General features: G+C 27.2%; 39 protein-coding genes. 22 read left to right on the forward strand and 17 right to left on the reverse strand.

Annotation, left to right across the window (positions count from 1 at the left end):
• Positions 1 to 18: 18 nt before the first annotated feature.
• Positions 19 to 333 (forward strand): MATH domain-containing protein, encoded by a 315-nt coding sequence (locus HA149_RS07660; RefSeq protein WP_209114571.1) that lies wholly within the window; start codon positions 19 to 21, stop codon positions 331 to 333.
• Positions 334 to 347: 14 nt separating this feature from the next.
• Here HA149_RS07660 and HA149_RS07665 read toward each other — a convergent pair whose 3' ends face one another.
• The 6 genes from HA149_RS07665 to HA149_RS07685 form a co-directional block, all read right to left on the reverse strand.
• Positions 348 to 1,079: a pirin family protein gene (locus tag HA149_RS07665; protein ID WP_209114574.1), complete on the reverse strand. Its 732-nt coding sequence runs from the start codon at positions 1,077 to 1,079 to the stop codon at positions 348 to 350.
• A gap of 87 nt (positions 1,080 to 1,166) precedes the next feature.
• The gene (locus HA149_RS09615; RefSeq protein WP_280634155.1) at positions 1,167 to 1,295 is read right to left on the reverse strand and encodes a hypothetical protein; all 129 of its coding nucleotides are present in this window, start codon (positions 1,293 to 1,295) and stop codon (positions 1,167 to 1,169) included.
• 83 nt (positions 1,296 to 1,378) lie between these two features.
• On the reverse strand, positions 1,379 to 1,915 hold the full coding sequence (locus tag HA149_RS07670) for a DUF1643 domain-containing protein (protein WP_209114577.1): 537 nt from the start codon (positions 1,913 to 1,915) through the stop codon (positions 1,379 to 1,381).
• Positions 1,912 to 2,397 carry a DUF2214 family protein gene (locus tag HA149_RS07675; protein ID WP_025946335.1) on the reverse strand — a complete coding sequence of 162 codons (486 nt, stop codon included), beginning with the start codon at positions 2,395 to 2,397 and terminating at the stop codon, positions 1,912 to 1,914. Before HA149_RS07675 ends, HA149_RS07670 begins: the two co-directional genes overlap by 4 nt.
• 87 nt (positions 2,398 to 2,484) lie before the next feature.
• Complete coding sequence (locus HA149_RS07680) at positions 2,485 to 3,234, reverse strand: GAF domain-containing protein (RefSeq protein ID WP_209114580.1); 750 nt, start codon at positions 3,232 to 3,234, stop codon at positions 2,485 to 2,487.
• 116 nt (positions 3,235 to 3,350) lie between these two features.
• On the reverse strand, positions 3,351 to 4,583 hold the full coding sequence (locus HA149_RS07685; protein ID WP_209114583.1) for an NAD(P)/FAD-dependent oxidoreductase: 1,233 nt from the start codon (positions 4,581 to 4,583) through the stop codon (positions 3,351 to 3,353).
• Positions 4,584 to 4,767: 184 nt separating this feature from the next.
• On the opposite strand from HA149_RS07685, the gene HA149_RS07690 reads away from it, so the two are divergent.
• Together HA149_RS07690 and HA149_RS07695 are read left to right on the forward strand one after the other, a co-directional pair.
• On the forward strand, positions 4,768 to 5,004 hold the full coding sequence (locus HA149_RS07690; protein WP_209114585.1) for a hypothetical protein: 237 nt from the start codon (positions 4,768 to 4,770) through the stop codon (positions 5,002 to 5,004).
• A 139-nt stretch (positions 5,005 to 5,143) separates the two neighbouring features.
• A complete protein-coding gene (locus tag HA149_RS07695) occupies positions 5,144 to 6,016 on the forward strand; it encodes an EamA family transporter (RefSeq protein WP_209114587.1) in 873 nt (290 codons plus the stop codon).
• A gap of 197 nt (positions 6,017 to 6,213) precedes the next feature.
• On the opposite strand, the gene HA149_RS09620 is transcribed toward HA149_RS07695, so the two are convergent.
• Positions 6,214 to 6,348: a hypothetical protein gene (locus HA149_RS09620; RefSeq protein WP_012008254.1), complete on the reverse strand. Its 135-nt coding sequence runs from the start codon at positions 6,346 to 6,348 to the stop codon at positions 6,214 to 6,216.
• Positions 6,349 to 6,468: 120 nt separating this feature from the next.
• Between HA149_RS09620 and HA149_RS09560 the strand changes: the two genes are divergently transcribed.
• Entirely contained in the window at positions 6,469 to 6,744 is a 276-nt protein-coding gene (locus tag HA149_RS09560) for a cupin domain-containing protein (protein ID WP_209114590.1), read from the forward strand.
• 91 nt (positions 6,745 to 6,835) lie between these two features.
• Positions 6,836 to 7,006, forward strand: coding sequence for a hypothetical protein (locus HA149_RS07705; RefSeq protein WP_011863490.1), 171 nt, complete (start codon positions 6,836 to 6,838; stop codon positions 7,004 to 7,006).
• A gap of 64 nt (positions 7,007 to 7,070) precedes the next feature.
• On the opposite strand, the gene HA149_RS09625 is transcribed toward HA149_RS07705, so the two are convergent.
• On the reverse strand, positions 7,071 to 7,202 hold the full coding sequence (locus tag HA149_RS09625; protein WP_257008698.1) for a hypothetical protein: 132 nt from the start codon (positions 7,200 to 7,202) through the stop codon (positions 7,071 to 7,073).
• Between the two features lie 284 nt (positions 7,203 to 7,486).
• On the opposite strand from HA149_RS09625, the gene HA149_RS07715 reads away from it, so the two are divergent.
• The 4 genes from HA149_RS07715 (at position 7,487) to HA149_RS07730 (ending at position 8,853) form a co-directional block, all read left to right on the forward strand.
• Positions 7,487 to 7,669, forward strand: coding sequence for a hypothetical protein (locus HA149_RS07715; protein WP_209114593.1), 183 nt, complete (start codon positions 7,487 to 7,489; stop codon positions 7,667 to 7,669).
• A 47-nt stretch (positions 7,670 to 7,716) separates the two neighbouring features.
• Entirely contained in the window at positions 7,717 to 7,857 is a 141-nt protein-coding gene (locus HA149_RS07720; RefSeq protein ID WP_209114595.1) for a hypothetical protein, read from the forward strand.
• A 427-nt stretch (positions 7,858 to 8,284) separates the two neighbouring features.
• Positions 8,285 to 8,449 (forward strand): hypothetical protein, encoded by a 165-nt coding sequence (locus HA149_RS07725; protein ID WP_209114597.1) that lies wholly within the window; start codon positions 8,285 to 8,287, stop codon positions 8,447 to 8,449.
• Between the two features lie 68 nt (positions 8,450 to 8,517).
• Positions 8,518 to 8,853, forward strand: coding sequence for a DUF805 domain-containing protein (locus HA149_RS07730; protein ID WP_209114599.1), 336 nt, complete (start codon positions 8,518 to 8,520; stop codon positions 8,851 to 8,853).
• A gap of 11 nt (positions 8,854 to 8,864) precedes the next feature.
• Here HA149_RS07730 and HA149_RS07735 read toward each other — a convergent pair whose 3' ends face one another.
• Positions 8,865 to 9,182 carry a restriction endonuclease subunit S gene (locus HA149_RS07735; protein WP_209114601.1) on the reverse strand — a complete coding sequence of 106 codons (318 nt, stop codon included), beginning with the start codon at positions 9,180 to 9,182 and terminating at the stop codon, positions 8,865 to 8,867.
• Positions 9,183 to 9,394: 212 nt separating this feature from the next.
• On the opposite strand from HA149_RS07735, the gene HA149_RS07740 reads away from it, so the two are divergent.
• The 3 genes from HA149_RS07740 to HA149_RS07750 all read left to right on the forward strand — a co-directional run bounded on the left by HA149_RS07740 (position 9,395) and on the right by HA149_RS07750 (position 11,042).
• Positions 9,395 to 9,613, forward strand: a complete 219-nt coding sequence (locus HA149_RS07740) for a M protein (protein WP_209114603.1) — start codon at positions 9,395 to 9,397, stop codon at positions 9,611 to 9,613.
• Between the two features lie 85 nt (positions 9,614 to 9,698).
• Positions 9,699 to 9,854, forward strand: a complete 156-nt coding sequence (locus HA149_RS07745) for a hypothetical protein (protein ID WP_209114605.1) — start codon at positions 9,699 to 9,701, stop codon at positions 9,852 to 9,854.
• Between the two features lie 81 nt (positions 9,855 to 9,935).
• A complete protein-coding gene (locus HA149_RS07750; RefSeq protein ID WP_209114606.1) occupies positions 9,936 to 11,042 on the forward strand; it encodes a fatty acid desaturase in 1,107 nt (368 codons plus the stop codon).
• 3 nt (positions 11,043 to 11,045) lie between these two features.
• Here HA149_RS07750 and HA149_RS07755 read toward each other — a convergent pair whose 3' ends face one another.
• Positions 11,046 to 11,198 carry a hypothetical protein gene (locus tag HA149_RS07755; protein ID WP_209114608.1) on the reverse strand — a complete coding sequence of 51 codons (153 nt, stop codon included), beginning with the start codon at positions 11,196 to 11,198 and terminating at the stop codon, positions 11,046 to 11,048.
• A gap of 289 nt (positions 11,199 to 11,487) precedes the next feature.
• On the opposite strand from HA149_RS07755, the gene HA149_RS07760 reads away from it, so the two are divergent.
• Together HA149_RS07760 and HA149_RS07765 are read left to right on the forward strand one after the other, a co-directional pair.
• Positions 11,488 to 11,646 (forward strand): hypothetical protein, encoded by a 159-nt coding sequence (locus HA149_RS07760; RefSeq protein ID WP_179853340.1) that lies wholly within the window; start codon positions 11,488 to 11,490, stop codon positions 11,644 to 11,646.
• On the forward strand, positions 11,639 to 11,791 hold the full coding sequence (locus HA149_RS07765) for a hypothetical protein (protein ID WP_209114610.1): 153 nt from the start codon (positions 11,639 to 11,641) through the stop codon (positions 11,789 to 11,791). Before HA149_RS07760 ends, HA149_RS07765 begins: the two co-directional genes overlap by 8 nt.
• A 128-nt stretch (positions 11,792 to 11,919) precedes the next feature.
• On the opposite strand, the gene HA149_RS07770 is transcribed toward HA149_RS07765, so the two are convergent.
• Entirely contained in the window at positions 11,920 to 12,072 is a 153-nt protein-coding gene (locus HA149_RS07770; protein WP_209114612.1) for a hypothetical protein, read from the reverse strand.
• A 563-nt stretch (positions 12,073 to 12,635) separates the two neighbouring features.
• On the opposite strand from HA149_RS07770, the gene HA149_RS07775 reads away from it, so the two are divergent.
• The gene (locus HA149_RS07775) at positions 12,636 to 13,802 is read left to right on the forward strand and encodes a fatty acid desaturase (RefSeq protein ID WP_209114614.1); all 1,167 of its coding nucleotides are present in this window, start codon (positions 12,636 to 12,638) and stop codon (positions 13,800 to 13,802) included.
• Positions 13,803 to 13,920: 118 nt separating this feature from the next.
• A complete protein-coding gene (locus HA149_RS07780) occupies positions 13,921 to 14,082 on the forward strand; it encodes a hypothetical protein (RefSeq protein WP_187149184.1) in 162 nt (53 codons plus the stop codon).
• Between the two features lie 42 nt (positions 14,083 to 14,124).
• On the opposite strand, the gene HA149_RS07785 is transcribed toward HA149_RS07780, so the two are convergent.
• Positions 14,125 to 14,745: a DUF938 domain-containing protein gene (locus tag HA149_RS07785; protein ID WP_209114616.1), complete on the reverse strand. Its 621-nt coding sequence runs from the start codon at positions 14,743 to 14,745 to the stop codon at positions 14,125 to 14,127.
• A 578-nt stretch (positions 14,746 to 15,323) separates the two neighbouring features.
• Here HA149_RS07785 and HA149_RS07790 point away from each other — a divergent pair.
• Positions 15,324 to 15,431 carry a high light inducible protein gene (locus HA149_RS07790; protein WP_011132751.1) on the forward strand — a complete coding sequence of 36 codons (108 nt, stop codon included), beginning with the start codon at positions 15,324 to 15,326 and terminating at the stop codon, positions 15,429 to 15,431.
• On the forward strand, positions 15,431 to 15,571 hold the full coding sequence (locus tag HA149_RS07795) for a high light inducible protein (protein ID WP_209114618.1): 141 nt from the start codon (positions 15,431 to 15,433) through the stop codon (positions 15,569 to 15,571). The genes HA149_RS07790 and HA149_RS07795 overlap by 1 nt, the downstream gene beginning before the upstream one ends.
• 709 nt (positions 15,572 to 16,280) lie before the next feature.
• Here the strand turns inward: HA149_RS07795 and HA149_RS07800 are convergent.
• Positions 16,281 to 16,487 carry a high light inducible protein gene (locus HA149_RS07800; protein ID WP_025900842.1) on the reverse strand — a complete coding sequence of 69 codons (207 nt, stop codon included), beginning with the start codon at positions 16,485 to 16,487 and terminating at the stop codon, positions 16,281 to 16,283.
• A 944-nt stretch (positions 16,488 to 17,431) separates the two neighbouring features.
• Between HA149_RS07800 and HA149_RS07805 the strand changes: the two genes are divergently transcribed.
• Positions 17,432 to 18,637, forward strand: a complete 1,206-nt coding sequence (locus tag HA149_RS07805; RefSeq protein WP_209114620.1) for an LptF/LptG family permease — start codon at positions 17,432 to 17,434, stop codon at positions 18,635 to 18,637.
• Between the two features lie 70 nt (positions 18,638 to 18,707).
• Here HA149_RS07805 and HA149_RS07810 read toward each other — a convergent pair whose 3' ends face one another.
• Positions 18,708 to 19,292 carry a DUF1543 domain-containing protein gene (locus HA149_RS07810; protein ID WP_209114622.1) on the reverse strand — a complete coding sequence of 195 codons (585 nt, stop codon included), beginning with the start codon at positions 19,290 to 19,292 and terminating at the stop codon, positions 18,708 to 18,710.
• Positions 19,293 to 19,373: 81 nt separating this feature from the next.
• Positions 19,374 to 19,517, reverse strand: coding sequence for a hypothetical protein (locus HA149_RS07815; RefSeq protein WP_209114625.1), 144 nt, complete (start codon positions 19,515 to 19,517; stop codon positions 19,374 to 19,376).
• Positions 19,518 to 19,771: 254 nt separating this feature from the next.
• Here HA149_RS07815 and HA149_RS07820 point away from each other — a divergent pair, with 254 nt between their 5' ends.
• Entirely contained in the window at positions 19,772 to 20,221 is a 450-nt protein-coding gene (locus tag HA149_RS07820; protein WP_209114627.1) for a hypothetical protein, read from the forward strand.
• A gap of 4 nt (positions 20,222 to 20,225) precedes the next feature.
• On the opposite strand, the gene HA149_RS07825 is transcribed toward HA149_RS07820, so the two are convergent.
• Complete coding sequence (locus HA149_RS07825) at positions 20,226 to 20,702, reverse strand: carbon storage regulator CsrA (protein WP_209114629.1); 477 nt, start codon at positions 20,700 to 20,702, stop codon at positions 20,226 to 20,228.
• 196 nt (positions 20,703 to 20,898) lie between these two features.
• On the opposite strand from HA149_RS07825, the gene HA149_RS07830 reads away from it, so the two are divergent.
• Positions 20,899 to 21,279: a DoxX family protein gene (locus HA149_RS07830; protein WP_209114631.1), complete on the forward strand. Its 381-nt coding sequence runs from the start codon at positions 20,899 to 20,901 to the stop codon at positions 21,277 to 21,279.
• A 19-nt stretch (positions 21,280 to 21,298) separates the two neighbouring features.
• On the opposite strand, the gene HA149_RS07835 is transcribed toward HA149_RS07830, so the two are convergent.
• Positions 21,299 to 21,466 carry a 3-phosphoshikimate 1-carboxyvinyltransferase gene (locus HA149_RS07835; protein ID WP_245154718.1) on the reverse strand — a complete coding sequence of 56 codons (168 nt, stop codon included), beginning with the start codon at positions 21,464 to 21,466 and terminating at the stop codon, positions 21,299 to 21,301.
• Between the two features lie 322 nt (positions 21,467 to 21,788).
• On the opposite strand from HA149_RS07835, the gene HA149_RS07840 reads away from it, so the two are divergent.
• Positions 21,789 to 22,175 (forward strand): DUF3804 family protein, encoded by a 387-nt coding sequence (locus HA149_RS07840; RefSeq protein WP_209114636.1) that lies wholly within the window; start codon positions 21,789 to 21,791, stop codon positions 22,173 to 22,175.
• Positions 22,176 to 23,410: the final 1,235 nt, after the last annotated feature.

Raw genomic sequence — 23,410 nt, forward strand, 5'->3', positions numbered from 1 at the left:
ATAAATTAATTACTGGCAATGAGTGAATCTAACAATTTACCTCAAGCAATAAGTCATAAAAAATTAAGTTACTTGATGCTTAAGGCACAAAAGGATTCTCTTTTTTCTGATGAATTAGCAGAAATAGAAAGCCCCGAAAAAAGAGAATTTGAAGAGTTAATAAACAATTGGGAAGCTTCAACTAAGAAAGTAGTTAATGAGTTATCAAAAAGAAAAGAGAATTTACTAAAAGATAAATCTCCAAATTCTTTAATTGCTCTTGGTGCTATGGAAGTTCACCTTAATATGGCTTTGCAAGCCTTAAATGCATTCAATAAAGGAGTTGAGGGGTAAAAGTAACATTTAAATTATAAGGAAGGCATCGAAAATAAGAGAAAATCTAGTTCTTTTTCAGTTTCTATAGAGACATCATCATAATAATCAACTTCAAAACCCAAGCCATCTCCAGATTCGAGACATATATTTAGATTAGAGTCTTTACTTTTTAATAAAATATTACCTTTTATTATTTGTATCCAATTATATTTATCTATTTTTAATGGCAATTTTTTTTCTTTAATTGGCTTATATTTACAACGCCATAAAGAGATACTTTGATTTAGAAAAAGCTTATTATTTTTACCGTCTTTGTAATTAAAAATAAGATTATCCCACAACTTTTCGTTTAATGAAATTTGATCATATCGGGGGTTGATATTTTCTTTTTCAGGGTATATCCAAATCTGGAACAACTTACAGGTCTCATTTTCTTCATTCTTCTCACTATGAGAGATTCCAGTACCTGCAGACATAACTTGTACTTCATCTTTGTGAATTTTTCCAAGATTATTTAACGAGTCTCTATGAGTTATTGCTCCTTTTGTTACGACAGTAATTATTTCCATATTTGCATGAGAATGTGTATTAAAACCTGCATTAGGAGAAATAATATCTTCGTTTATAACTCTAATTTTCCCAAAATTATCCCATTTTGGATCTCTATGCTCTGCGAAAGAAAATGAATGCATCGAATTTAGCCATTCTCTAGTCGATCTAAATCTTTCGTGAGATTTCCTTATTTTAATTATTTTCAAAGACATAAATACCAAGAAATAAATATGGTGTATTTGTGTAAATTAAATATTTTTGAAAATTATAAATTATTAATAAGTGAAATTACTTTTTATTTATTTGTTAATTTTGCTTTGTGCTTTATTTGCTTTATTAATTATTTTTTTTGCTTCTTCTCTTGTCGAACATTTTTCTGCCTCAACGTTTAAGTTTTTTAGTTTATTTAATTGCTTTGAAATTTGCATGCAAGTTTAAACTATCAAGTATAAATTAACACATATTTAATGGAATAGCTAAAAATATTAGGTTTGCATTTGAATCTTAGTACCTAAAAATAAGATTGGAGGATGGAGTTGTCTGAACAATATAAAGGATGTATTGGATTATCTTTGATTGTTTTTTTAATAAAAAGCGGTCCAAGTGGGTTATCAAAATTATTTTTCCTAATTAAATTATATTGCATTATTTTTTTTGCTATTTTTTTATTTCTATTTAGAAATTTCCCTTTGTTTCCCCAACCTAACCATAAATCACAATTTTTATCTTCAGACCAGTGTTTTAAGTTTTTATAAATATGATTGTTGTTTAGATAACCCACAGGGTTTTTGTGATTAAAAAGTTTCTCTGGTTTGCTTGAAATAAGAGCAAATAGATTGATTAATTTTACTTTGCCGTAATTATTATTTTTCGAAATTTTGATTATCTTTTTTGTTGTATTATCTAAGAAAACTTCATCCGATAATGAGGGATTTAAACCAATAAAAATAATTTCCTTTGTAGATTTAGAAATCTTATAACTTAAACTCCATCTATATAGTTTGTTAGCACTTATTAAACAATTTCTTTCTAGAAATAAATTTCTCAACCTAAACCTACACCTCTAGCCATAAGAGTGGCAAAAAAGGGTATTGTTGCAAAGCCTACTAATTCAGTAGTAATAATGAGTCTGAACCTCTTAACTAGATTCTCAGATATTTCAGGTAATTTATTCTTACTTAAAGGAATAGCCCATAAGATATATGTTGTTGTTGGGTATAAAGAAAGTAATCCCACCAGAATGTAAAGAGAAACCTTTATCCAAAACACAGGGTTACCTGTATAGAAATCACCTCCTTGACCAAAATACTTAACACGCAAAATCCCAGTAACTAATATTGCAACTCCTGCCAAACCATAAACCACATCTGCAATTATCATTGAGATCGTCTCATTTCTATTAAGACCTACTTTGAGAGTCAATCTTTCAAACAAAAGAGAACCGAAACACAAAATAATTCCTAAATAATGAACATATGCCACTAATGCACTTTTAGCAATTTCACCAGTTAATAAAGTTCCTAATAACATGTTCAAGTCAAAATTTATACAATCCTAACCACCAAATGAAGAATTTGTTTAGAAATAAATTAATAACTTAAAAGCAAGGTATTAAATCTAAGACTCTAAATACCTTTTCTGACCATCTTCAAAAAAATCCTTTTTATTCCATACTTCGATTACATCTGGGAAGTGTTTTTCCATACAATTATCACAAACCCCATGACTGAATCTAATATCACTAATTTTCGAAAGATATTTTTCTAAATGCATCCAATCGCCCTCCTTATTTTTCACTTCTCTGCAATATGAACATACAGATAAAATCCCTTCCTGTTTATGCAAATTAGACAATGCATCTAGCAAATTTAATGATTTTTTTCTAAGCTCTAAAAATGAAACTATTTGCTTGGATAATAATTCCATAATATTATATTGTTGTGTAGTTAGATTTCCTGGCTTTCTATCTATTACACAAAGAGTTCCAAGCTTATTACCATCACTATTTCTAAGGGGAAAACCTGCATAAAAACGAATCTTTGGGTCTCCAGTTACCAATGGATTATTTATAAATCTTTCATCCTGGAAAGCATCATGAATAATTAATGGACTATTTTCTTTTATTGCATGTGTACAAAAAGACCAATCCCTTCTAGTTTCTGATATTTGAAGTCCTATTTTGGATTTAAACCATTGTTTATCTTTGTCTACCAAAGTCATTAAAGAAATAGGCACATTACAAGTTGTGGCAGCAATTTTTGTAATATCGTCATAACATGATTCTGGCTTGGTTCCCAAAATCCTATATTCTGCTAAAGCTTTTAATCTTCTTTCCTCTTCTTCTTTTTTTGATACAAGATTCTGCATTAATCTTCACCAATAATTAAAACTTTAAAATTAAAGTTTCTTCAAAAAACTTTTTCCTTCTAATACTTAATAAAAAAAAGATAAACTTATTGATTTGTTACTTATTGATTAGTTACTTAATGTTTTAACTTTGAGACTGCCATCCCAGCGATCCATCCACTTGTCCAACAATGTTGAAAATTAAATCCACCTGTGATCCCATCAACATCTAGAACTTCTCCAGAAAAAAATAATCCTGGACAAATTAAGCTCTCCATACTTTTAAAATTCACTTCATTAATTTTTACGCCTCCAGAAGTAACAAATTCCTCTCCAAATGGACCTTTGCCCGAAATTATATATTTGTCCTTCATTAGAATATTTATCATTTTCTCTCTTTCATCCGCTAGTAAATCAGCCCACTTTTTCTCTTTATCAATACCTATTTTATTTAATAAAAAAATCCATAATCTTTTTGTTAATAGTGGAACAGGTCTACTGTTAATTAGATTCACCTTGCCTTTATTTAATCTTAAATATTTAACTTTTTCTTTTAACTCCTCATAACTTAAAGCAGACCATTTAATGATTAGATTAAATTTATATTTTTGGCTATAAAGCTCCCTTGCTGCAATTGATGAGAGTTTTAATACTGCTGGTCCACTAAAACCCCAATGAGTTATCAGTAAATCGCCTCTATTTTGAAAATTCTTATTGTTTAATTCAATTTCTATATCTATGCCCTTTATCGATACCCCACTACATTCATCCAAATTTGGTTCTTTTGTAGAAAAAGTAAAAAGCGATGGCACAGGTTTAACAATATTATGTCCAAGATTTTGAGCTAATTTATATCCGCTTGGATTACCTCCAGTTGAAAGAATAATATTTTTTGAAGCTACCTTTGCTTTTTTAAGACTAAAAATATTGAATATATTATCTGGAGTTTTTGAAATTTCTTTTACAAAAAATTTTGTTAATATCTCTACGTTTTTTGATAAAGCACTTTTTCTCAAACAATCAATAACATCTGAAGAAGAATTAGACATTGGGAATACTCTTAGATCTTCCTCAATTTTTAATTTTAACCCTTTTTTCTCAAACCAATCGTATACATCTCCAGCAGCAAAACGATTAAATGATTCCAAGAGCTGAATTCCACCTCTGGGGTAATTCTCAATTAGTTCATCCGGTATCCATGTCGCATTAGTGACGTTACATCTTCCCCCTCCACTAATCCTTACTTTCTCCATAAGTTTTGAAGTGCCTTCAAGAATTATTATTCTTTTAACTCCATTTTCAGCAGCAGTTATTGCTGTCATAAAACCGGCTGCACCGCCTCCAACAACTACCAAATCAAAAGGTTCCAAAAACTTATTATTTAATATGCTTCAATCTGATAATAGCAATGAGTTACAAAGAAAAATTACTCCAAAAACCATAAAAAATAAATAAAAAACTTAAAAACTAAATAACAAATAGCTGCAATTCAATAATTTTTAAATTTCTAAAAAAATCAACGCAGTCGCTATTTTTATGCTTTAACTTGATTAAATGAGTCTAATATTTTCTTACGTTAAATATTCTGAGGCCAGTTTTCCTATGACTGGTCAATATGCTGCTCTTCTTTTAATAACTTCTGTTATTTGGGTTCTACTTTGGTTTGGATATAGACAAAATAAGATAAATGATGAGATCAAGAAAAAAGAAAAAGAAGAAAGAATTAATGCGAAAGTTCAAAGAAGAAAGAAGTTAGAGAGTTTGTACCCTACTAATAAAAAAACTGTTTAAAAAAATTATTTTAGAAAATATGACAAAAAATAATTTCAAATCACTAATTCAGTACTTACCAGGGATTTTGATTCTTATTTATGTATTCTTTTTAGCATTTACTCAATTTATAAAATAAAATTTCTAAAAATTATTCGTTTTGATTGGAATCCTTTCTGCTTTTGGAGCTGCTACATCTTGGACATATGCGTGCTTTATTTGGCGCACGCAAACTCAAAAATATAAATCAATAGATATTAATTTAACAAAAAATATAATAGCTTTTTTAATTTTTATACCTGCTTTTATCAATCTAAGTTCTACAACTGCATTAAAAAACATATTTATACTACTAATTAGTGGGATAATAGGTATTGGTTTAGGTGATACTTTCTATTTAAAGTCACTACAAACAATTGGCACAAGAAAAACTTTATCTATAGAAACTCTTTCTCCGTTAATGGCAGCTTTGTCAGGAGAATTTTTTATTAATGAAAATTTAACTACTAAATCATGGCTTGGAATAATTATAGTAACGATTTCGCTATTCATAATTCTCAGAAAAGGTAACAATTTTAAAGAGAAAAACTCCTCTTTCTCAGAAAAAAATAACTTTAAGATTTTTGCTTTTCCTTTTTTATCAGTTTTATGTGCTGTTCTTGGAGGACTTTTATCAAGGATGGTTTTCCTTCAAAGCAATTTATCTCCTTTCCTTACAACTGAAATAAGATTATTAGGTGCAATAATTTTTTTGATTAGTCTAAAAGGATTTAAGATTAATTTTTTCTTAAAAAACATAGAAAAAAAACAACAAAAAAAATTTTTGCTTTCAATACTTCTTGGAACAAATATAGGAATATTGCTACAACAAGTTGTTTTTAAAACCCTTCCCATAGGAGTGGGATGGGCTTTATTAAGCACATCTCCAGTAATTTCGTTATTTTTTGCTAAGAATGAGGAAAGGGAAATTACCAAAAAAATAATATTTTTTACTTGTTTTTTATTTTTTGGCTTGACATTAATAATTCTTTAATCTCAGTGTTAATGTAAAAAATACTCATGTTAATAGAAATCAGATTAAATAAAATTAGCCTATAAACAATCAGAACCAATGAAAATTTTAAAGAAAAAAAGACTCAGCACAATGGAGGTTTATGTAATTTTTCTAAGCTGTATTTATGCAGGCTTTATAGGTTATAAATCTCTCTTAAATGTTTTATTTACTTAAAATTAATTAATTCTTTCTAATGATTTAATCAACTTACCTCCATCTTGGTCATCATCATCGTTAGAAGCAAAAAATAAAAAAAATATCCCTAGAGAAGCTATAGATAGCGAAATTGATAATACAGAAAGCTCATCCATAAATTAGAAATTTTTTTTTATGATAAACAAAAAAAAATAAAAGAAAGTAAAGGAATACACATTCTAGAAAATAAAATTTCTTTTATTTGTAAAATAAAAAAAACATATCCGAACTATTTCGTGAAAGTTCAAATATCTTCCCCCTGTAGTGCAAGCGTAATAATTCAGTATGGAATAAAAAGTTGGCCTATTTGGGAATGTGCGCCAAGCAAATTTCAATGGAATTACGATGATAAGGAAATTTGCTTAATTATTGAAGGTCAAGCGAAAATAAGTACCCAAAATGGTGACATTTACGTGATTAAAGCTGGAGATCTTGTTGAGTTTCCTGCTGGACTTAACTGCGAATGGGAAGTAACCAAAAGTATTAAAAAACATTATCGATTGGGTAGCTAAATTTAAGAAAAAAGATTTTTTCTTCTTTACTGTTAAGTCAATGTAGATAAAATATGGTTAATAAATAATTTTCAAGAAGGAAACTAATATTATGCCTTTTACTGATCAAGAATATTTTGAGGTTATTGAAAAAAACGAAATAGTAAAAAAGGCCTTTGAAAATATTAAGCAAATTTGCATTGATTTACAAAAACAAACAAATTGTCCTGAAGAGGATCTAAAAGATTTTCTTGAATTTATTTCTAAACAATGGAATAAGTAATAATTAACAAGCCTTTTAAATACTAAATTTAAAATTTCAATTTAGTTTTCTGACACAATAAGTTCTAATCTAATTCCTTTTTTGGTTTTGTATTGATACTGGAAGTTCCCTTAGCAGCAGAAACGAAGAAAAAGAAGCCTACAATTCCTGAGATACCAAATATCGCAGCCAAAGGATCAAAAGTGAAAGAAAACATAGAATTTATAAAATCAAGATAAATAATAGTTTTTGAATCAAAATTGTACAATTATTGTTAAGTATAAAAAATAACAATCGCGCGATTCATTATGTCATTATTAGTTTCTCAGTAGGTTCAAGAAAATTATTATTCAAATTGATTTTAAGAATAAAAATATCAATACATACCAAAGATCTATTCGTGCGAAAGAGAAAAGTTTTTAAAAAATATTTATAGAAATATTGAATAAAACACTACCCAGAGGATCCACAATTGTTATTTCTTTAGATTAGTATCAACACATGACAGAATTTTACTCAGCTGCTTCCTCAGTAAGTCCTTTTACAGCAATATTATGGTGCCTTTATCCAGTAGCTGTACTTGTAATTATTGAATTACTTCTGGGGGGTGGGTTTGATGATGACAATAATGACGATCAAGATGGTGGAATGCTTATACCTGCTTACTCTAGATCAGACGTTTGAATTTTTTGAATTTTTTAAATTAAAGACTCATAAAGAATCTAATTAAATTGGCCAACAATATTGATACAACTATTATTTCCCTAATTACACTTATCATTCTTATCATTTCCTCTCTATCCTGGCTTGTCTTAAGAACCCTTAAAGAAGGCAGAAAAGCTCTAACAGAAATTAATAACGATAGATCATAAAAATCTCAAAAATCATTTAAAATATAGATTTTCATTAAATTTATAAAAATCCTAGATTTATAAGTTTTATTAACTAGAAAGATATATAACAAAAATTTAAAGACTTTTCCTTGTGAAATTTTAGTAAAAGCATAAAAAACTTAAATAAATAATAGAATTTGTATGGTTGCTAAATTAAACAACTACCAATCTATTGATATCCCTTTTTTTGTGAAAGGCCCTTTCTTTTTAATTAATTTAAAAATAAACATGCATCTAAATTCTTTACTTTATCTTTGTTCTATATCTTTATTTATTTATATAATGGCGCTATTTTGGAGAGACTTGCCAAATCAAAAAAAGTAAATAAATAATTAATATTAATTTTGTTGCTTATCAAAATAAATTGAGTTATTAATTTAATATTAGATTTAATTTTCTTATATAAATGCTGAAAGAATCTTCAAATAACCATAACAAAAATATATTCTCAGAAACTTCAAGTATTGCAAAAGAAAAGATAATTTGCAAAGACGGATTCTGTTCATTACCAAATCAAGATGAGATCCCAAAACAAGATTCAAATGATATGAATTTATTTGATCCTATTTAGTAAATAAATAATATTTTGATACATTGAAGATTAAATTGATAATGTTATATTCTTTGAATTTTTAATTTATGCTTAATGAATTTTTAAACGCATATAAAGAGTTTTGGATTAAAGCTACAAACTTCAAAGGATTCACCTCTCGATCAGACTGGTGGTTAGTTCAATTAGCGAATCTTATAATTTCTTTCCTAACTATCCCAATATTTTTAAAAACTTTTGGATTCAATGCTTATGGAATAGTTTGTATTATTCCTCAAATAGCTATTGATGTTAGAAGAATCAGAGATTTTGGAAAAGATTGGAAATGGATCTTTATAAATTTAATACCTATCTTCGGATGGATCTTGTGGTTCATCTGGCTAGGCTTTGGTAAGACCGGTAATGGGAAAAATAAACTTATATAGAAAGTAACTCTTCATTTTTTTCTTTTTTTAAAATCTACAAATCTTATATTGTTTCTTAACTCTATTTGTTTTTCAAGAATTCTAAACACATGCATCTCGCATTCGGTTAATTTAAGAAACTGATCGAGTGTATCTTTATCTTCTTCATCAAAATTCTCGAAAACTTCTGAAATAGCAATACTATTTCTAGAAATAAAATCCTCTGCTACATCTCGTGGATTCTTGCCTGATTCAAAATCCTGAAAAGCTTCATAAGAATTAAGTTCTCTCGTTAACCATTTAAACCATGGTTCATTTTTATTATGTTTTTTATTTATGATTTTCTTCATGAAAAATTTTTTACTAGTTTAATCATTATTAGTAATTCATTCTTTGACAGCTGTACAATTACTTATTTCTAAAAAATTTAATTAAAGATTAACCTTATCTATTTTTTACAAAATAACTAGCATAATTTCCCATAAAGCTTCTTAAAGAATAAGTATTTATTACTCATTGTTTTGTTTATGAGATAGCTAGAATTTATTTTTAGTAAAGTACATTGTCAATTCCATTTTACGACTTTCCTTCATCTCCAATTTTAATAATTGGTGCTCTTGGCATTGCAATAGCGATAGCAGTTTTTTTTGTCTCTTACCAAAAATATTTCAATTCTCCTCTAAACAAAGAGCTTGCAGAAAAGAAAAAAGCCTTAATTAAGGAACAAAAAGAATTAAATGAAAGATTAGAAAAAATAGAGCAAGATTTAAAAAATTTATAAAAAATTACTATTAATAGAGATGAGATAAAGATCTCGAATTCAAGACCTTAATTTTTTAAACAGGAATTTTGGTCTATAAGGAGTTATGGATAAAGATCATCTTATTGAGTTAATTTCTAATAGTCTTCTTTACGAGAGTAAAAATTCTGACTCTACTAAGAATCTTAGCGACTTCAGAAATTACTTAGAAAGATTAAATCTAGATCAATTGAGAACTATGTCTAAAGAATTTATTCTTTAGTATGATTTTTAAAATTTTTTATTGTTTACTAAATAATCAATACTTTTTAAAAATTGTTAATATCAAAAAAATAAGAGAAATATGCTTAAAGTAAATAGAAGTGATTTTTTAATAAAGCCATTTCTAAAAAGAAATAATATTAGAGCTTCTTATCAAATTATTTCTACCATTATCCCAATAATTTCTATTTGGTTAATCATCTACAACATAATAAATCAACCTTTTTCATTATTTTTAAAAGGATTTCTATTGATACCTTTTATAGTTCTTCTAACACTATTGTCTTCTAGAACATTTTCATTAATGCATGATTGCGGTCATAATTCTCTTTTTACAAAACGAAAATTAAACCGCATCTATGGATTTTTACTTGGCTTGGTTAATGGTATTCCCCAGAAGTCATGGTCAATTGATCATGCATTTCATCATAGAAATAATGGAAATTGGGAAATTTACAAAGGGCCGATAGATGTTTTAAGTCTTGAAGATTTTGAATCCCTTACAAAAAGAGAGCAAATATTTTACAAAGTAAGTCGAAACTGGATGATGCTTTTCCCTGGCGGTTTTTTTTACTTAGTTTTAAAACCTAGATTAGGTCTTGTTATTATTATTTTTAATTTAAGTAAAGATATTTTGGAAGAGACTTTTATCAAAATAAAAAACAGAGAAATTTCTCAACTTCTAGCTATTAATTCAAAAGTCAAACCACCTTTTTCCGATTATGGAGATAATTTTAGTGAACTATGTGAATTAATAATCAATAACATAGTAGTAATAATAGGGTGGATTTTTATGTGTAAATGGTTTGGGGTAGTTTTTTTCTTATCTTTTTATTCCATTGTATTAACCTTATCAGCAGCAATTTTAATATGTGTTTTTTTCGTACAACATAACTACGAAAATGCATATGCTAAAAATACAAAAAATTGGGATCTTATTGATGGAGCTATTTTAGGTAGTAGCAATTTAGATATCCCTAATTGGCTAAATTGGTTTTTAGCAGACATATCATTCCACAGCATTCATCATCTCTCTGAGAGAATACCAAATTACAACTTAAGAGCTTGTCATAAAGCAAACATTCATTTACTCCAACAATCAAAGTTCTTAAAATTAAGCGATTTTTCAAACTGCTTCAAATATATTATTTGGGATAATAAAAATGAAAAATTAATTCCTATAAGTTAATATCTAATTCAATTTTCTTCTCAATTTTCTTTTTATAGGAATACTACTATAGGCATGAGTACCAATAGATGGAGGCAAGTCATTCTTTAAAGGATGCATAAAAGCATTTGCCATACTCTCTAACATTTTCGAAAGCCAATTAATTAATGATTTCATTTGAAAATCTAAAAGTGTACTTTTTTATCTTCTAACTAAATTACTGAAAAGTAAATCAGTCTTTATGCTGATTTTTTTGAAAGATTAACTTATAAAATTAATATTAAATAATCAAAATTATTGTTTCCCTTTATGTATAAAATAAGTATATAACTATCTTTTTAGAGATAAACCAGTTGCAAAATAAAATTTAGTAAATAATACTTATTTTTTCTAATTAACTTAATAAATTAAATTATTTAACATAATTTCGTGCTATATCTCTATTCCAAATAAATCCAATAATATTATGAATGATTCATTTGTTTCTACAAACCAGAATACAGAAATAGATTCTATTAATTCATATTTCGAGTGTATTACTGAATGCAGTATTGTGGATGGTCATCAAGAATGTATTACTCGTTGTTTAGAAATACATTTAAAGGGAGGTGATCAAAATGAATAAAAAAACTTCACCTCAAAGGAAAACAACTTTAAAATGGAACTCGAATGGAGAGCTTTCCGAAATTGATATGTTAAGAATTTTAGACAAGATATCATCACATAATCTTAATCAATGTGAATTAACATGCGATTCTGATACAAATTAAGATTTGTTTTTCAATATATTTACCAATACTGCTGATAAAAAAGCAGCTTATGGGATTTTTGTAAGATATCAATTTTAATTAACCAGATTTCAATCAAAATTTAGAACAATTTAAAAATATCTTAGGTTTTATTTTGAAAAATTAATTTTAGAACTTCTAGTTTTTTTTAAGAATGTTTTACTAATTTCTTTTTTTGTTATTTGAATCGGTTTTACTAAACCTAAATCACCATGGGTTGGACAATAATAAGTCATAAGCATCCACTGTTTTTCTTCATCCATAAGTAATTTTAAAAATAATGATTATGTAAATAGGACGAATTATTAAAAAACTGATGTTTTTTAATCTTTTTTTCTTTTTTACTTAATAATTTATAAAAATTTGAATATATTCTCACTAATTAGATATAAATACGCATGACTTTTAAAATAAAGCCTGCTATTTATTAATAAATTCAAAATTATTCATGTCTCTAGAATCTATATTGATGGTAGTTGCTCCAATCTGTCTTTTTACGGTAGGAGTCATTGTTTTGCCTATTCTAGTAAAGCCACGTAAACAATCTGGTTTGCCTAAGAGGTATATACGCGGTCTTTAAATTAATTAAGTTTTAAAGAAGATTAAAGACAATCAGTATAAAAAAGGATCAAGTAGATGAATAAAAAGATTGCATTAATGAATAAATCAATAAATAACACAAATAATTTTATTTGAAGACGAAATTAAAGTCGTAAAAACCTTATCGAAAAATTATTTATCAATTCTTTTCATTATTAGATCCTGTGGTGGATAATAGAATATATAAATTCACTTTTATATAACAAAATTCTTAACCAAAAAAAATTTGAGTAATATAAAATTTTCAGGTCTTAAAGGCAAAGCGCTTGTAATAGAGGATAAAGATATTCCAAGCATAAAAGAATTTCATGATGTTATCCCAGATCACTTTTTTAAGTGTAATACCAAAACTTCTTTGAAGTATCTTTTACAATCAGCTTTAATTCAATCATTAGTAGTTGCGATAGGGTTATCTATTCCATTTACCCCAAAAATGATCCCAATTTGGATTATTTACGCATTACTATCAGGTACCACTGCAATGGGATTCTGGGTAATTGCCCATGAATGTGGGCATGGAGCATTCTCTAAAAATAAGACATTGGAATCTATAACTGGTTATTTACTACATTCATTACTTCTAGTGCCTTATTTTTCTTGGCAACGTTCTCATGCAGTTCATCATCGATTCACAAATAACATAACCAATGGAGAAACTCACGTCCCTTTAGTGATTAAAGGGAATGGAGTTACAGAAAAAGTTGGCGGAGAAAAAGAATTACATTTTTCAAATTCCTTAGGTAAGAAAAATTATGGAATTCTTCAACTTGTTTTACATCTAATATTTGGCTGGCCTGCTTATTTACTTACGGGAAGTACAGGAGGAGTTAAATATGGTACTTCAAATCATTTTTGGCCAACAAAACCATTTTCTAAAGCATTATGGCCATCAATATGGGCCAAAAAAGTTTGGATATCAGATATTGGCGTAGGTTTGACATCAGTGGGTATTGTTTATTTAGTTTTCAACTATGGATTTTTTCCAGTAATTGCTCTGTATTTTGGCCCTTTATTAGTAGTTAATTGTTGGCTAGTCGTTTATACATGGCTTCATCATACAGATTCAGATGTACCTCATCTTTCAAATACGGAATTTTCCTTTATGAGAGGCGCATTTCTATCTATTGACAGGCCTTACGGTAGAGTCCTTAATTTTCTTCACCACAATATAGGTTCTAGCCATGTAGTTCATCATGTATGTCCAACGATCCCTCATTATCATGCAAAAAAGGCAACTGTCTTAATTAAAAAATCCTTTAAAAAAGCATATCTTTTTAATCCTGATCCAATACACAAGGCACTATGGAATATTGCTTGCAATTGCGTTGCTGTTAAGTCAGACTTCAAGAGAGGAAGATATATATGGCAATCTTCTTACAAAATGGTGGATTAAAAACACAATAAGCATCAATTCTTTATCACATTAATTTACGCAAATCTGAAAAGAATATAAAAGATTTAGCAATAACAAATTTTTCATCTTAGAAAATATCTGAAAGTTTAGTAATTTTATGAGTGGCGACAATTTGCATGGTAAACAACCTATTAAATTTTATTCGGAAAAAATAACACTTACAAAAGTTGAATTATTAGAAAGACAGTTGAGTTTAGGCGAAAAAATTTCAGATTTAGATCAAAAGCATAAAGAATGGAGCAAAAAACTATCAGGTTGATCGAATATAAATTTGAATAACTTATTGATATTTAAATTTGACTTATAAAGAAACTTTTCTGTAAATTATTGAAAAATTATTCGCGGGCATCCTAATAATATCTTCTTGAGAAAAACCATTTTTCTTACTCTCATCACAAACTTCCTCAAGATTTTTAATACCCCAAAGATCATTTTGCATTTTCAATGCATTATCGAAAAAATAATTACTTTCACTTGTATGCTTATTACAAATTTTAAATGGCCCATACAACATCAAAAATTGTCCCTTATTGAGTAATTTCCCTGATTCTCTTAAGAGTGCTACAGTACAAGACCACTGTGCTACATGAATCATATTTATAGAGACTATTCCTTGCAAAGAATGAGCTAATCTCAATGAAATTTTCCAAGGAGTTTTTTCTACATCAATCTCAAGAGGCTGGGGCATTTTCTTAGTTAAGTCTTCAGACTCAATCCAAGAACTTATACTTTTTCTATGTACTAACTCTGGATCACTTGTTTGCCAAATTATTCCAGGAAAGCGTTTTTGAAAAACTACTCCATGTTCACCGCTGCCACTCCCAATTTCCAATATTGCACCCTTTTTTATAATTCTGGATAATACATCACCAATGCAGTCTCTATTTCTTTGAGTCGCCGAAAAATAAAGTCTATTATCCAAAATTAAAAAAAAAATTGGGCGCTTAAGTAAAAAGAATTATTTTATATCCTTGATTATTTAACCTTTCTCAATTTAGGAGTCTTAAAAAATATTATTTTAAGGCTAAAGAATAATATTGAAATTGTAAGAGCAGGCAAGATATAAAGTATTAAATCAGAACTCATTAGAGAAGGAATTCTTCCAAAAATTAAATGCATGTAGTAGGTAGCGGATGACATGAATTGATATATATCTAATTCATTAATAGCAACTATTTGAATTCTAAAAACTACTTTTAATAAAAACTAAAAATTCTCAAAAAAAGAGTCAGCCTGTATCCCTACTAGCTGACTCTACTTTTATATTAATTTAAATTACCTCTAAATGAGGATAAACCTTAAAAAGAACAAGGCAAAAAGTTTATTTTTTTTTTTTTTAATTTAAAATATTAGAACCAAAATTGAATCAAACATAAGGTATATTTCGACACATAAATGTATCATTTATAAAATTTTCCTGACAAATAAAAGGAATTAGCACTATTTTCTTTACATTGTTAAATAAATATGTTACATTTGTTTACAAATTACACAAACAAAATGACTCCAGAAGCAGAACGTTTTAACGGTTGGGCAGCAATGTTAGGTTTTGTTGCAGCAGTCGGTGCCTATGTAACAACAGGCCAGATCATACCAGGATGGTTCTAATGAAAAATAACCAATCAAAAATAGTTGAAAAAGAAAAAATCGTTGCTGAAAAGCTTAATGGAAGATTTGCAATGTTAGGTTTTATTGCTCTTGTTGGAGCATATTTAACAACAGGTCAAATAATTCCTGGTTTTATTTAATATAAACTTTTAATTTTTTCTATAGAGTCAAATGTAATTTGAAATTTGACTCTTTTTTTTTGTGATATTTTTTTTAAAATACTCTGCACTAATATGAGGTTTTAATAATCATCTGTAGAACCTAAAAAATATTTTAAAAATCAGTATAATAATTTTTCCTAGTTGCTAAAAATTAAATTAATAGTATTTTTTTAGTTTTGAGGAACATCTCTCTCTTGTCAAAACTTAGTTTGAAGATAGTGTTTGGGCTAATTTTACTAACCTATATTGTCGCAAAAACTACTAAAACTAAGAAAGTTTATAAGCAACAACATTCAAGGATTCAATTTTTTTTAATAGAGTGCTGAAATATAAAATCAACAATATCAAAATAAAATTCTTAAGTAGAATTATGAATTTGATTATTTTTCTTCTTTAACACATAAATTTATTTCTTAAATGATGCTATCTTTATCAAGACAATTCGAGTAATTAATGAGAGTAAAACTTGAACCTGAGACGGCATTTATTGGCAAGAAATTTGCTTACCTATTCCTTGGAATAATATTTAGCCTAAATGCAATAACGTTTGTTTGGTTTTTTTTATTCTCAAATTTAAAATAGATGAATTATGACTGTAAAAAGGAGGTAAGGTGATTTTAAATTAATTTTTAAGAAAAAATTTTTATTGTTCTTTAACAGAAAAGTTTGTAAGGGAATAATTTAAGTATTAAAAAATTCCTGGAATAATCTGTCCTGTTGTTACATAAGCACCCAATAGTGCAACGAAACCAACCATAGCCCATCTACCATTTACTTTTTCTGCATTCTGAGGATACCCATCGTAGGATACAGTTTCATCAATATAAGGTCTAGTTTCTGATGGGAACATATTCTGTCTTCCACCTGATTCTGTTGTAACTCCTGATTTCGTCATTAAAAGATAATAATAATTGTTAACTAAAGTAACACAAATATTAACTTATGTAAACCAAGGCCCTCTTATGGCTTGCCTCTGAGTATTTAGGGGCAAATATGTAACATTTTCGTCTAAAAAATTAGCAGAATGCGAAATTTCTAATTAAATTATTTCTTAATTATCTAATTTACTGGTAAATCATAAAAAATAAGCATTTATACTCACAGTAAGTAATTTTACTTAGTAGAATGAATTTAGCATTTAGGAAGTGCTTAGCTGGTTAACGTCAGAAAATCTGAATTTAACTAGTTCGTCATGAGCTTGCCTGTGGGATACTTGCAAGCTCTTTCAATTTTAAGAGCAACTAAATAAAATAAACAAATAGATAACAATTTTTCTAACAAATTTATTTTTAAGTAATTAGAAAAATGTCAATAAAAAAATTTTTTGCTAAATAAAAAATAGAGTTAAAAAAGTTATGTCTTTAGATTTTATTCTCATCCCTTCTTGCATTGTTATTATCCTTTTTCTTTTAAATAGAGAAAATATTATCTACAAAACAAATCAAAAGGCTAAGTAATTGAATTAGTTTACATGAGGAATAATATTTAAGGATCAAAAAACTTTATTATTATTTAGAAATAATAGATTTTTAAACTAGCTTGAATAACTTTTTTCTTAAAATTAATCTATTCCAATATGATATTGAATTATTAATTTGATCTATTTTTTGTTGGCAGTGTTCGCACTTGCATTCTTTTATAAAAGTTTTATTTTTCATTCTTAGCCTCTTTCTTTTTAAGAAAACAAATTATTTGTTTTACTGCAAGTGTTTACAAACTATTTTTTTTTGGAAATTAGCAAATTAAAATTTTATTTTTTTATAAAAATTTTATGTTGGTTTATAAAACATTCATATTTTATAATGCAGGGAAAGACAGTAAAAATTTAATAAATTTCTTTTGAAACTTACAAATCAATCACTTATAAAAAAAACTATCCATAAAGTAATTACACCATGGTATTCAATACCCTTAATAGATAGATGGTTATTAGGTCAAATTATACCCCCTATGATATTTGCAATTTCTGCTTTTACTGTTATTTCATTATCTGTTGGGGTAATGTTCGATCTCATAAGAAAAATTGTTGAATTTGGTTTACCTCTATTTTTAGCTTTAAAAGTTCTTTTTTTTAGTTTGCCTAGCTTTTTAGTTTTATCATTCCCAATGGCAGTTTTACTTTCTACATTGTTAGCCTATGGGAAATTATCAAGCAATTCAGAAATATTAGCTTTGAAATCATTAGGGATAAAAACTTCAAGAATTATTTCTCCAGCTATTGCTCTTTCAATATTTATGTCAGGCTTAACATTCTATTTCAATGATAATTTAGTCCCGGCGAGTAACAAGTTAGCAGAGGTAACTCTAAGAGCAGGAATTGGCAGCTCATTTAGTAATGAAACAGGAAAAGATAACATTATGTTTTCTAGATATGGCTCTAGAATTGATCCTTCAACTAATAAACCAACAAAACATAATAACTTCCTAACTCATATATTTTATGCATCAGGGTTTTATAATAATATTATGGAGGGTGTTACTGTTTTAGATTTCTCGAGAAAAGATATACAACAAATTTTAAAAGCGGAAAGTGCAACATTTGATAAAAAAAATTCTTCTTGGACTTTTTTAAATGGAAGTATGGTATCTATCGATCGAAATGGTCAAACTGGCAATATTCAATTTCAAAGATATGTATACCCATTCATAGAAGGTCCCTTGGAATTAGCACAAGTACCTAAAGATGCTAATGAAATGACTTTAAAGCAGGCTTTTAGAGCAGAAAAGATTTATAAAAAAACTGGAAACTTAAAGGAGTTAAGAAGAATTAAAGTCCGCATTCAAGAAAAATTTACTCTACCTTTTGCATGCTTGGTCTTTGGTTTAATAGGCAGCAGTTTGGGATCTAAATCTAATTTAAGATCTTCAAAAAGTCAGGGATTTGGATTGAGCGTGATCCTTATATTAATCTATTATGTAATGTCGTTTATATTTAGTTCATTTGGAGTCAAAGGTATTTTGCCACCTATTTTTGCTGCATGGTTACCTGTCATAATTTCTCTAACCGGTGGAATTTATTTATTGAAAAAATCAAGTTCTATTTAAGATTTTAAGAACATGAATTTTAATATATTTAATTATCAAAATTTTTTGCAACTATAAGATTCCAAGATCCTTATATCGCATCTATTTTTTGATAACCATACCAATCAGGATAATTATTTTCTTCAATAAAATTATTATCCTCGGTTAATTCAATTTCCCAATTACTTATCTTTCTTATTAGTTCACAATCATCAAAACTAATTAACATTTCTAGAGAAGCAATATCATCTTTATGCTTTTTTTCGCAGCCAATAAGCCATTTAGATTTAGCAATTTTTTTTGCCTCTAATTTAGTTGAAGCGATAACTAAACCAAACTCATGTTTTTCTTGCATAGAAGTTGGACTATAGCCTCCAATATTGACAAACCATAAAAATTTATGGGCCTTCCTTTTTTTAACCAATTGCTTTTTTTCTTTTTTATCCTTTTCAAAATTAATTAAATTAATCTTATAGCCATCTATATATTCTATTTTTTTATAGCTATCAATATGCAATCCATTTGGAGATCCAAACCAATCATTTCTCAAAGTAGGAAATGTATCCTCAATTTTAGATCCAACAACCCATCTAACATCATGTAGCTCAATATTAGCTTTTCTTGCTCTACCGCCTAGAACAACCAAAAAAAGGAAATTATTTTCTAATTTTTCCACTTTTAAAAATAAAGTTATCTGAGGCTTTAATTTAGATTATCAAGATTTACCTTTCAAATTATTTTTATTGCAAAAGAGATTCTAATTAAACCAGGCTTTTTTCTTTGCTTTAACTTTTGGTGAAGTCTGCACTTTAGGCGCTTCATCTGCTCTGCCTTTAATGATCATTAAAGGAACTATTGCCCATAGAGCTAAAAATAATATCCAGAATAAGTAAATGTTCATAATAATAAAATCAAATGAAAACATACTAAAGTTAATTAAATAATATCCGTGAGTTTTTTTTTAAAGTTCTCATTTAGATGTATAATCAACTTTTTATTTTATTTAGAGAATTGGAAATCTGTAAAATTACTCTAAATAAGAAATTGACAATTAGTCATGATTTTTAAACATGATTTATGAAATTTACCAACAAAAAATAACTTTATTTATTTATTTAATTTATCTTTTTATTGTACTTTTTTCGTAATATAGTCTTGTCTTATTTTGCAAAGCCCAACTTCATTATCTATGACGAATGGTTTGACGATAATTTAAAAAAATCTAAACATGATGTAAAAAATAAAAAAATAAAAACTATTTCAAATATGCATGAATTTTTTTATAAGCAATCAAATTACAAAGTTGGTGCCTCTGAAAATAACTTGCAATTAATAAGCAAAGTAAATCAAAAAGAACTATTTAACAAAAATTATCTTGAAAATACTTCAGAAAAATACGTTCAATTATCAATTAAAAAATTCCGTTTATTTGAAAAACTGGCAAAAAGCAGGCTTAAATTAAATCTCAAAAAAAAATTTAATTATTTTTTATCAATTTTTGGCTTTGTATTCATTTTAGGATTTCTATTGTTTTTTATTTCACAATCTAAAAAAAATGAATCGAACGTAACAAATAAACCAATTGTTTTAGAAAAAAGATTTTAATTTTCTAAAAAAAATCATTAATTTCTTTTTTTATAGATTTATATTCTAAATTAATTCCTTTTATAAATTCATCTACTTCTTTTTTAGTATTCTTATATTCATTTATTTTTTGTTTGGTTTTCTCATAGAAAATTGATTCAAATTTTCCTGGACTTACTTCCTCTATCCAATATCCTGCTAAACAATAAATTTTGTTTGGAACAAAATTAATAATAAATAATTTTTTGGAATTTTTATATTGATCAATTATCTTATTAGCGAAAGTGCCTTTAGTTTTTTTATTCCCAAATAGAGCAATATCTTTTGCTAAAGGCCTAAAATTCTTAGATAGATTTTTATTTTTTTCTACTGTATTTCTAGAAATTATTTTTTCTAAAGAATAACAATAATCCAAAAAATTAGTATTTTCTTTTTTTGAAGGATATATAGTTATGAGGGAACTTAAAATTAAAAAAGAAGTGAAAAAAAAATTTTTAAACATTTATTTTAATTAGATTTATTATTTCATAAATATAAAAAGGCAATTCATAAATTACTATTAATTACCTTAACAAGATTCACATTAATTAAAAAGATTTCTTTTAATATAGCTAAACCTCTTTGAGAAAAATTTAAAATTATTTCAGACTAATTAAGAATTTATCAAACGCATAAAATTTTTTTCTTATAATAAGATTATGAAAAATTCTTTTTTGAAAAATAAAAGGATCAAATCTTTTTTAGATTTTTTTTCAAGAGTATCAATTTCAGCAATATTTATCTCAGCCATACCCGGCAAAATAAATAATTTTGAAAGAACAGTTGAATATATTTCTACAAAAGGCATTCCTGAACCAATTTCATCTATTCTTCTAGTGGGAGCCATTATATGTCTTATCTTGGGTTCTGGATTTTTTATATTTGGTGAAAAACAAAAAATCGGTTCAGTCTTTTTATTACTATTTCTTATTCCAACAACAATAATTTTTCATGTATTTCCTTTCCATCAAAGAGCAGTATTTATTAATCTCGGATTGATAGGTGGATTAATTATTTCTGCAATAAGGGAACCAAAATAAATAACTTAATTAAAGAAACCTAAATATTTTTTTTCCCCTCTCTTAATTCTGGAAAGCAATTCGCAATATGAATTAATTCATAAACCTCTTTGCTATAGTATTTTTTATTAGGAATTCCACTTCCCACCTCTATGCCTCTCTCTTTCATTTTCTTTAATATCAATTCTTGTCTTTGCATACTTGACATAGACTTAAATCTTTTAGTTCGTTCTTCTTTATTCACTAGATTTTAATTTAGTTAAACTTTATTTTTAATGTTATATCAATTAGCGATTCATTAAATAAGTAAGAAAGCCAGTAAATGTAAGTAATTTAAATCCAATAAAAAAAGGCAAATATTTTTTCAGCTTTTTGCCAACGGGCAATAATTTGTTTAATGAATTGATCATGATTGACATTAAAAATTTAATTATTTCGAATATCCTAACGAATTTTTTTAGAATTATCCCATTTCGATTTGTATATTTAAAACAGTAGATCTAAACTAGAAGGGTTACTTCCCTTTTTTTATGAATGATAAAGAAAAAATAATTTCATTATTAAATGAGTTTGCTAATCCAAAAAAAATGGCCTCATTTTTTGTTGACAATGCAACTCCAGATTTTCTATTCATAAGACCGAGTGGTAATCCTATAGATGCAAAAGGGTTCGAACTAATGATTACTGGGGATATAGTTCAAGAAAAGGCAGAAATAACCAAAATTCATCGATTCGAATTTTTAAGCGAAAATATAGTAATGTGCATTTTTACACTAGGTTCAAAATTTACTTATAAAGGAACACCTAATGATGACTTACCAACAGTTACGTCAATTTTTAAAAAAGTAAATAATGTTTGGAAAATTCACTGGATGCAAAGATCTACAGGAAATTCGGATTTATCTTTATGGGATTAGCAAAGTTAATAGCTCTTTTAATGGCGCTAATACTTGTAGTTAGCTCTTTTATTGGTTTAATTTTTTATTTTATAAAATAAACACATCAATTACAGAATACCCAGTAAATATTTCTTTTTTTAGAAAACAATTGCTTATTTTATTTAGTAATTTAATTTTCAGGTAAAAATAAAAACTTTAGACAGACTAACGCCTATATCTAATGCTAATAAAGCAATTAGTAACTTACTCATTTTTTAGAACTCTCAACTATTTTTTTGTACAGTTCTTCAGAAATAGGTTGCATACCCTTTTAAAAATCTAATTACAAAATAGTTATTTTAAAATTAATTTCTCGTTACTAAATATACGAATATATAAATTTTTAAATAGGTAAAAAATATCTCCACAATAAGTTTTTCTTATAACGAATTAATAAGTGCTGAGTTCAAAAACTTAAATAAATGTCCTAACTTTTTTAAAAAAGAAATTAGAAACCTTATTTCAAGTAAATAGATCCTCTATAAGTAAGCTTTATAACATTTTCTTCTTGTTTTCTACAATATACGAATGACTTTCCATTGTAATACATGCTTACCATGATGCAGCTCCTAAACTTGCTCAAGTCCCCGTCCTATGGCTTGAGTCGTACTGCGGTCTATCAGATGGTAGATCGGACGATTTTGTAGTATTTACTACAATCTATTTATAAAGTATTTATACTTAGATGTCAACAATTAATAGAAACTAAACTTCAATTTAAAATTAGATTCTGCTCTCAGAAACTCCCTAAAAAGAATAAAGAACATATAACTACGAGTAACTCCCATAAAAACTGAAACAAATGCTAGAACTACACAAATAGGGCAATGTGGGAATCCCATTATTTATTTTCCAATATAAATTTCAATTCAGCCTCTGAATTGAGAATGTCAATTCTTCTTTTAAGTAGTTTAAAAAATTTAATTATATTTTTCAAAATTAAACCTTCTTTAGGCAACAATAATAATATTATTCAAAGAATGAATATATCAATGAGCAAAAATACTGAATCCATTGATATAACAAAAGTTTTGTAGCACAATTATACCAACCTATGCACAGATACTCTTGATCAATTAGCCAATAAGGGCTGATTCAGAATCAAACATAATAATTGGTGATCTAGTTACCTTGCAGTGATATTTTTCTTTTGCTAAAAAAATAGAGCGGGCTAAAGTCCAATACTCCACGAGGATTTAGTCCGCTGCCTAAAG

It is taken from the genome of Prochlorococcus marinus XMU1406 (assembly GCF_017696055.1).
GTDB classification, from domain to species: Bacteria; Cyanobacteriota; Cyanobacteriia; order PCC-6307; family Cyanobiaceae; genus Prochlorococcus_A; species Prochlorococcus_A marinus_W.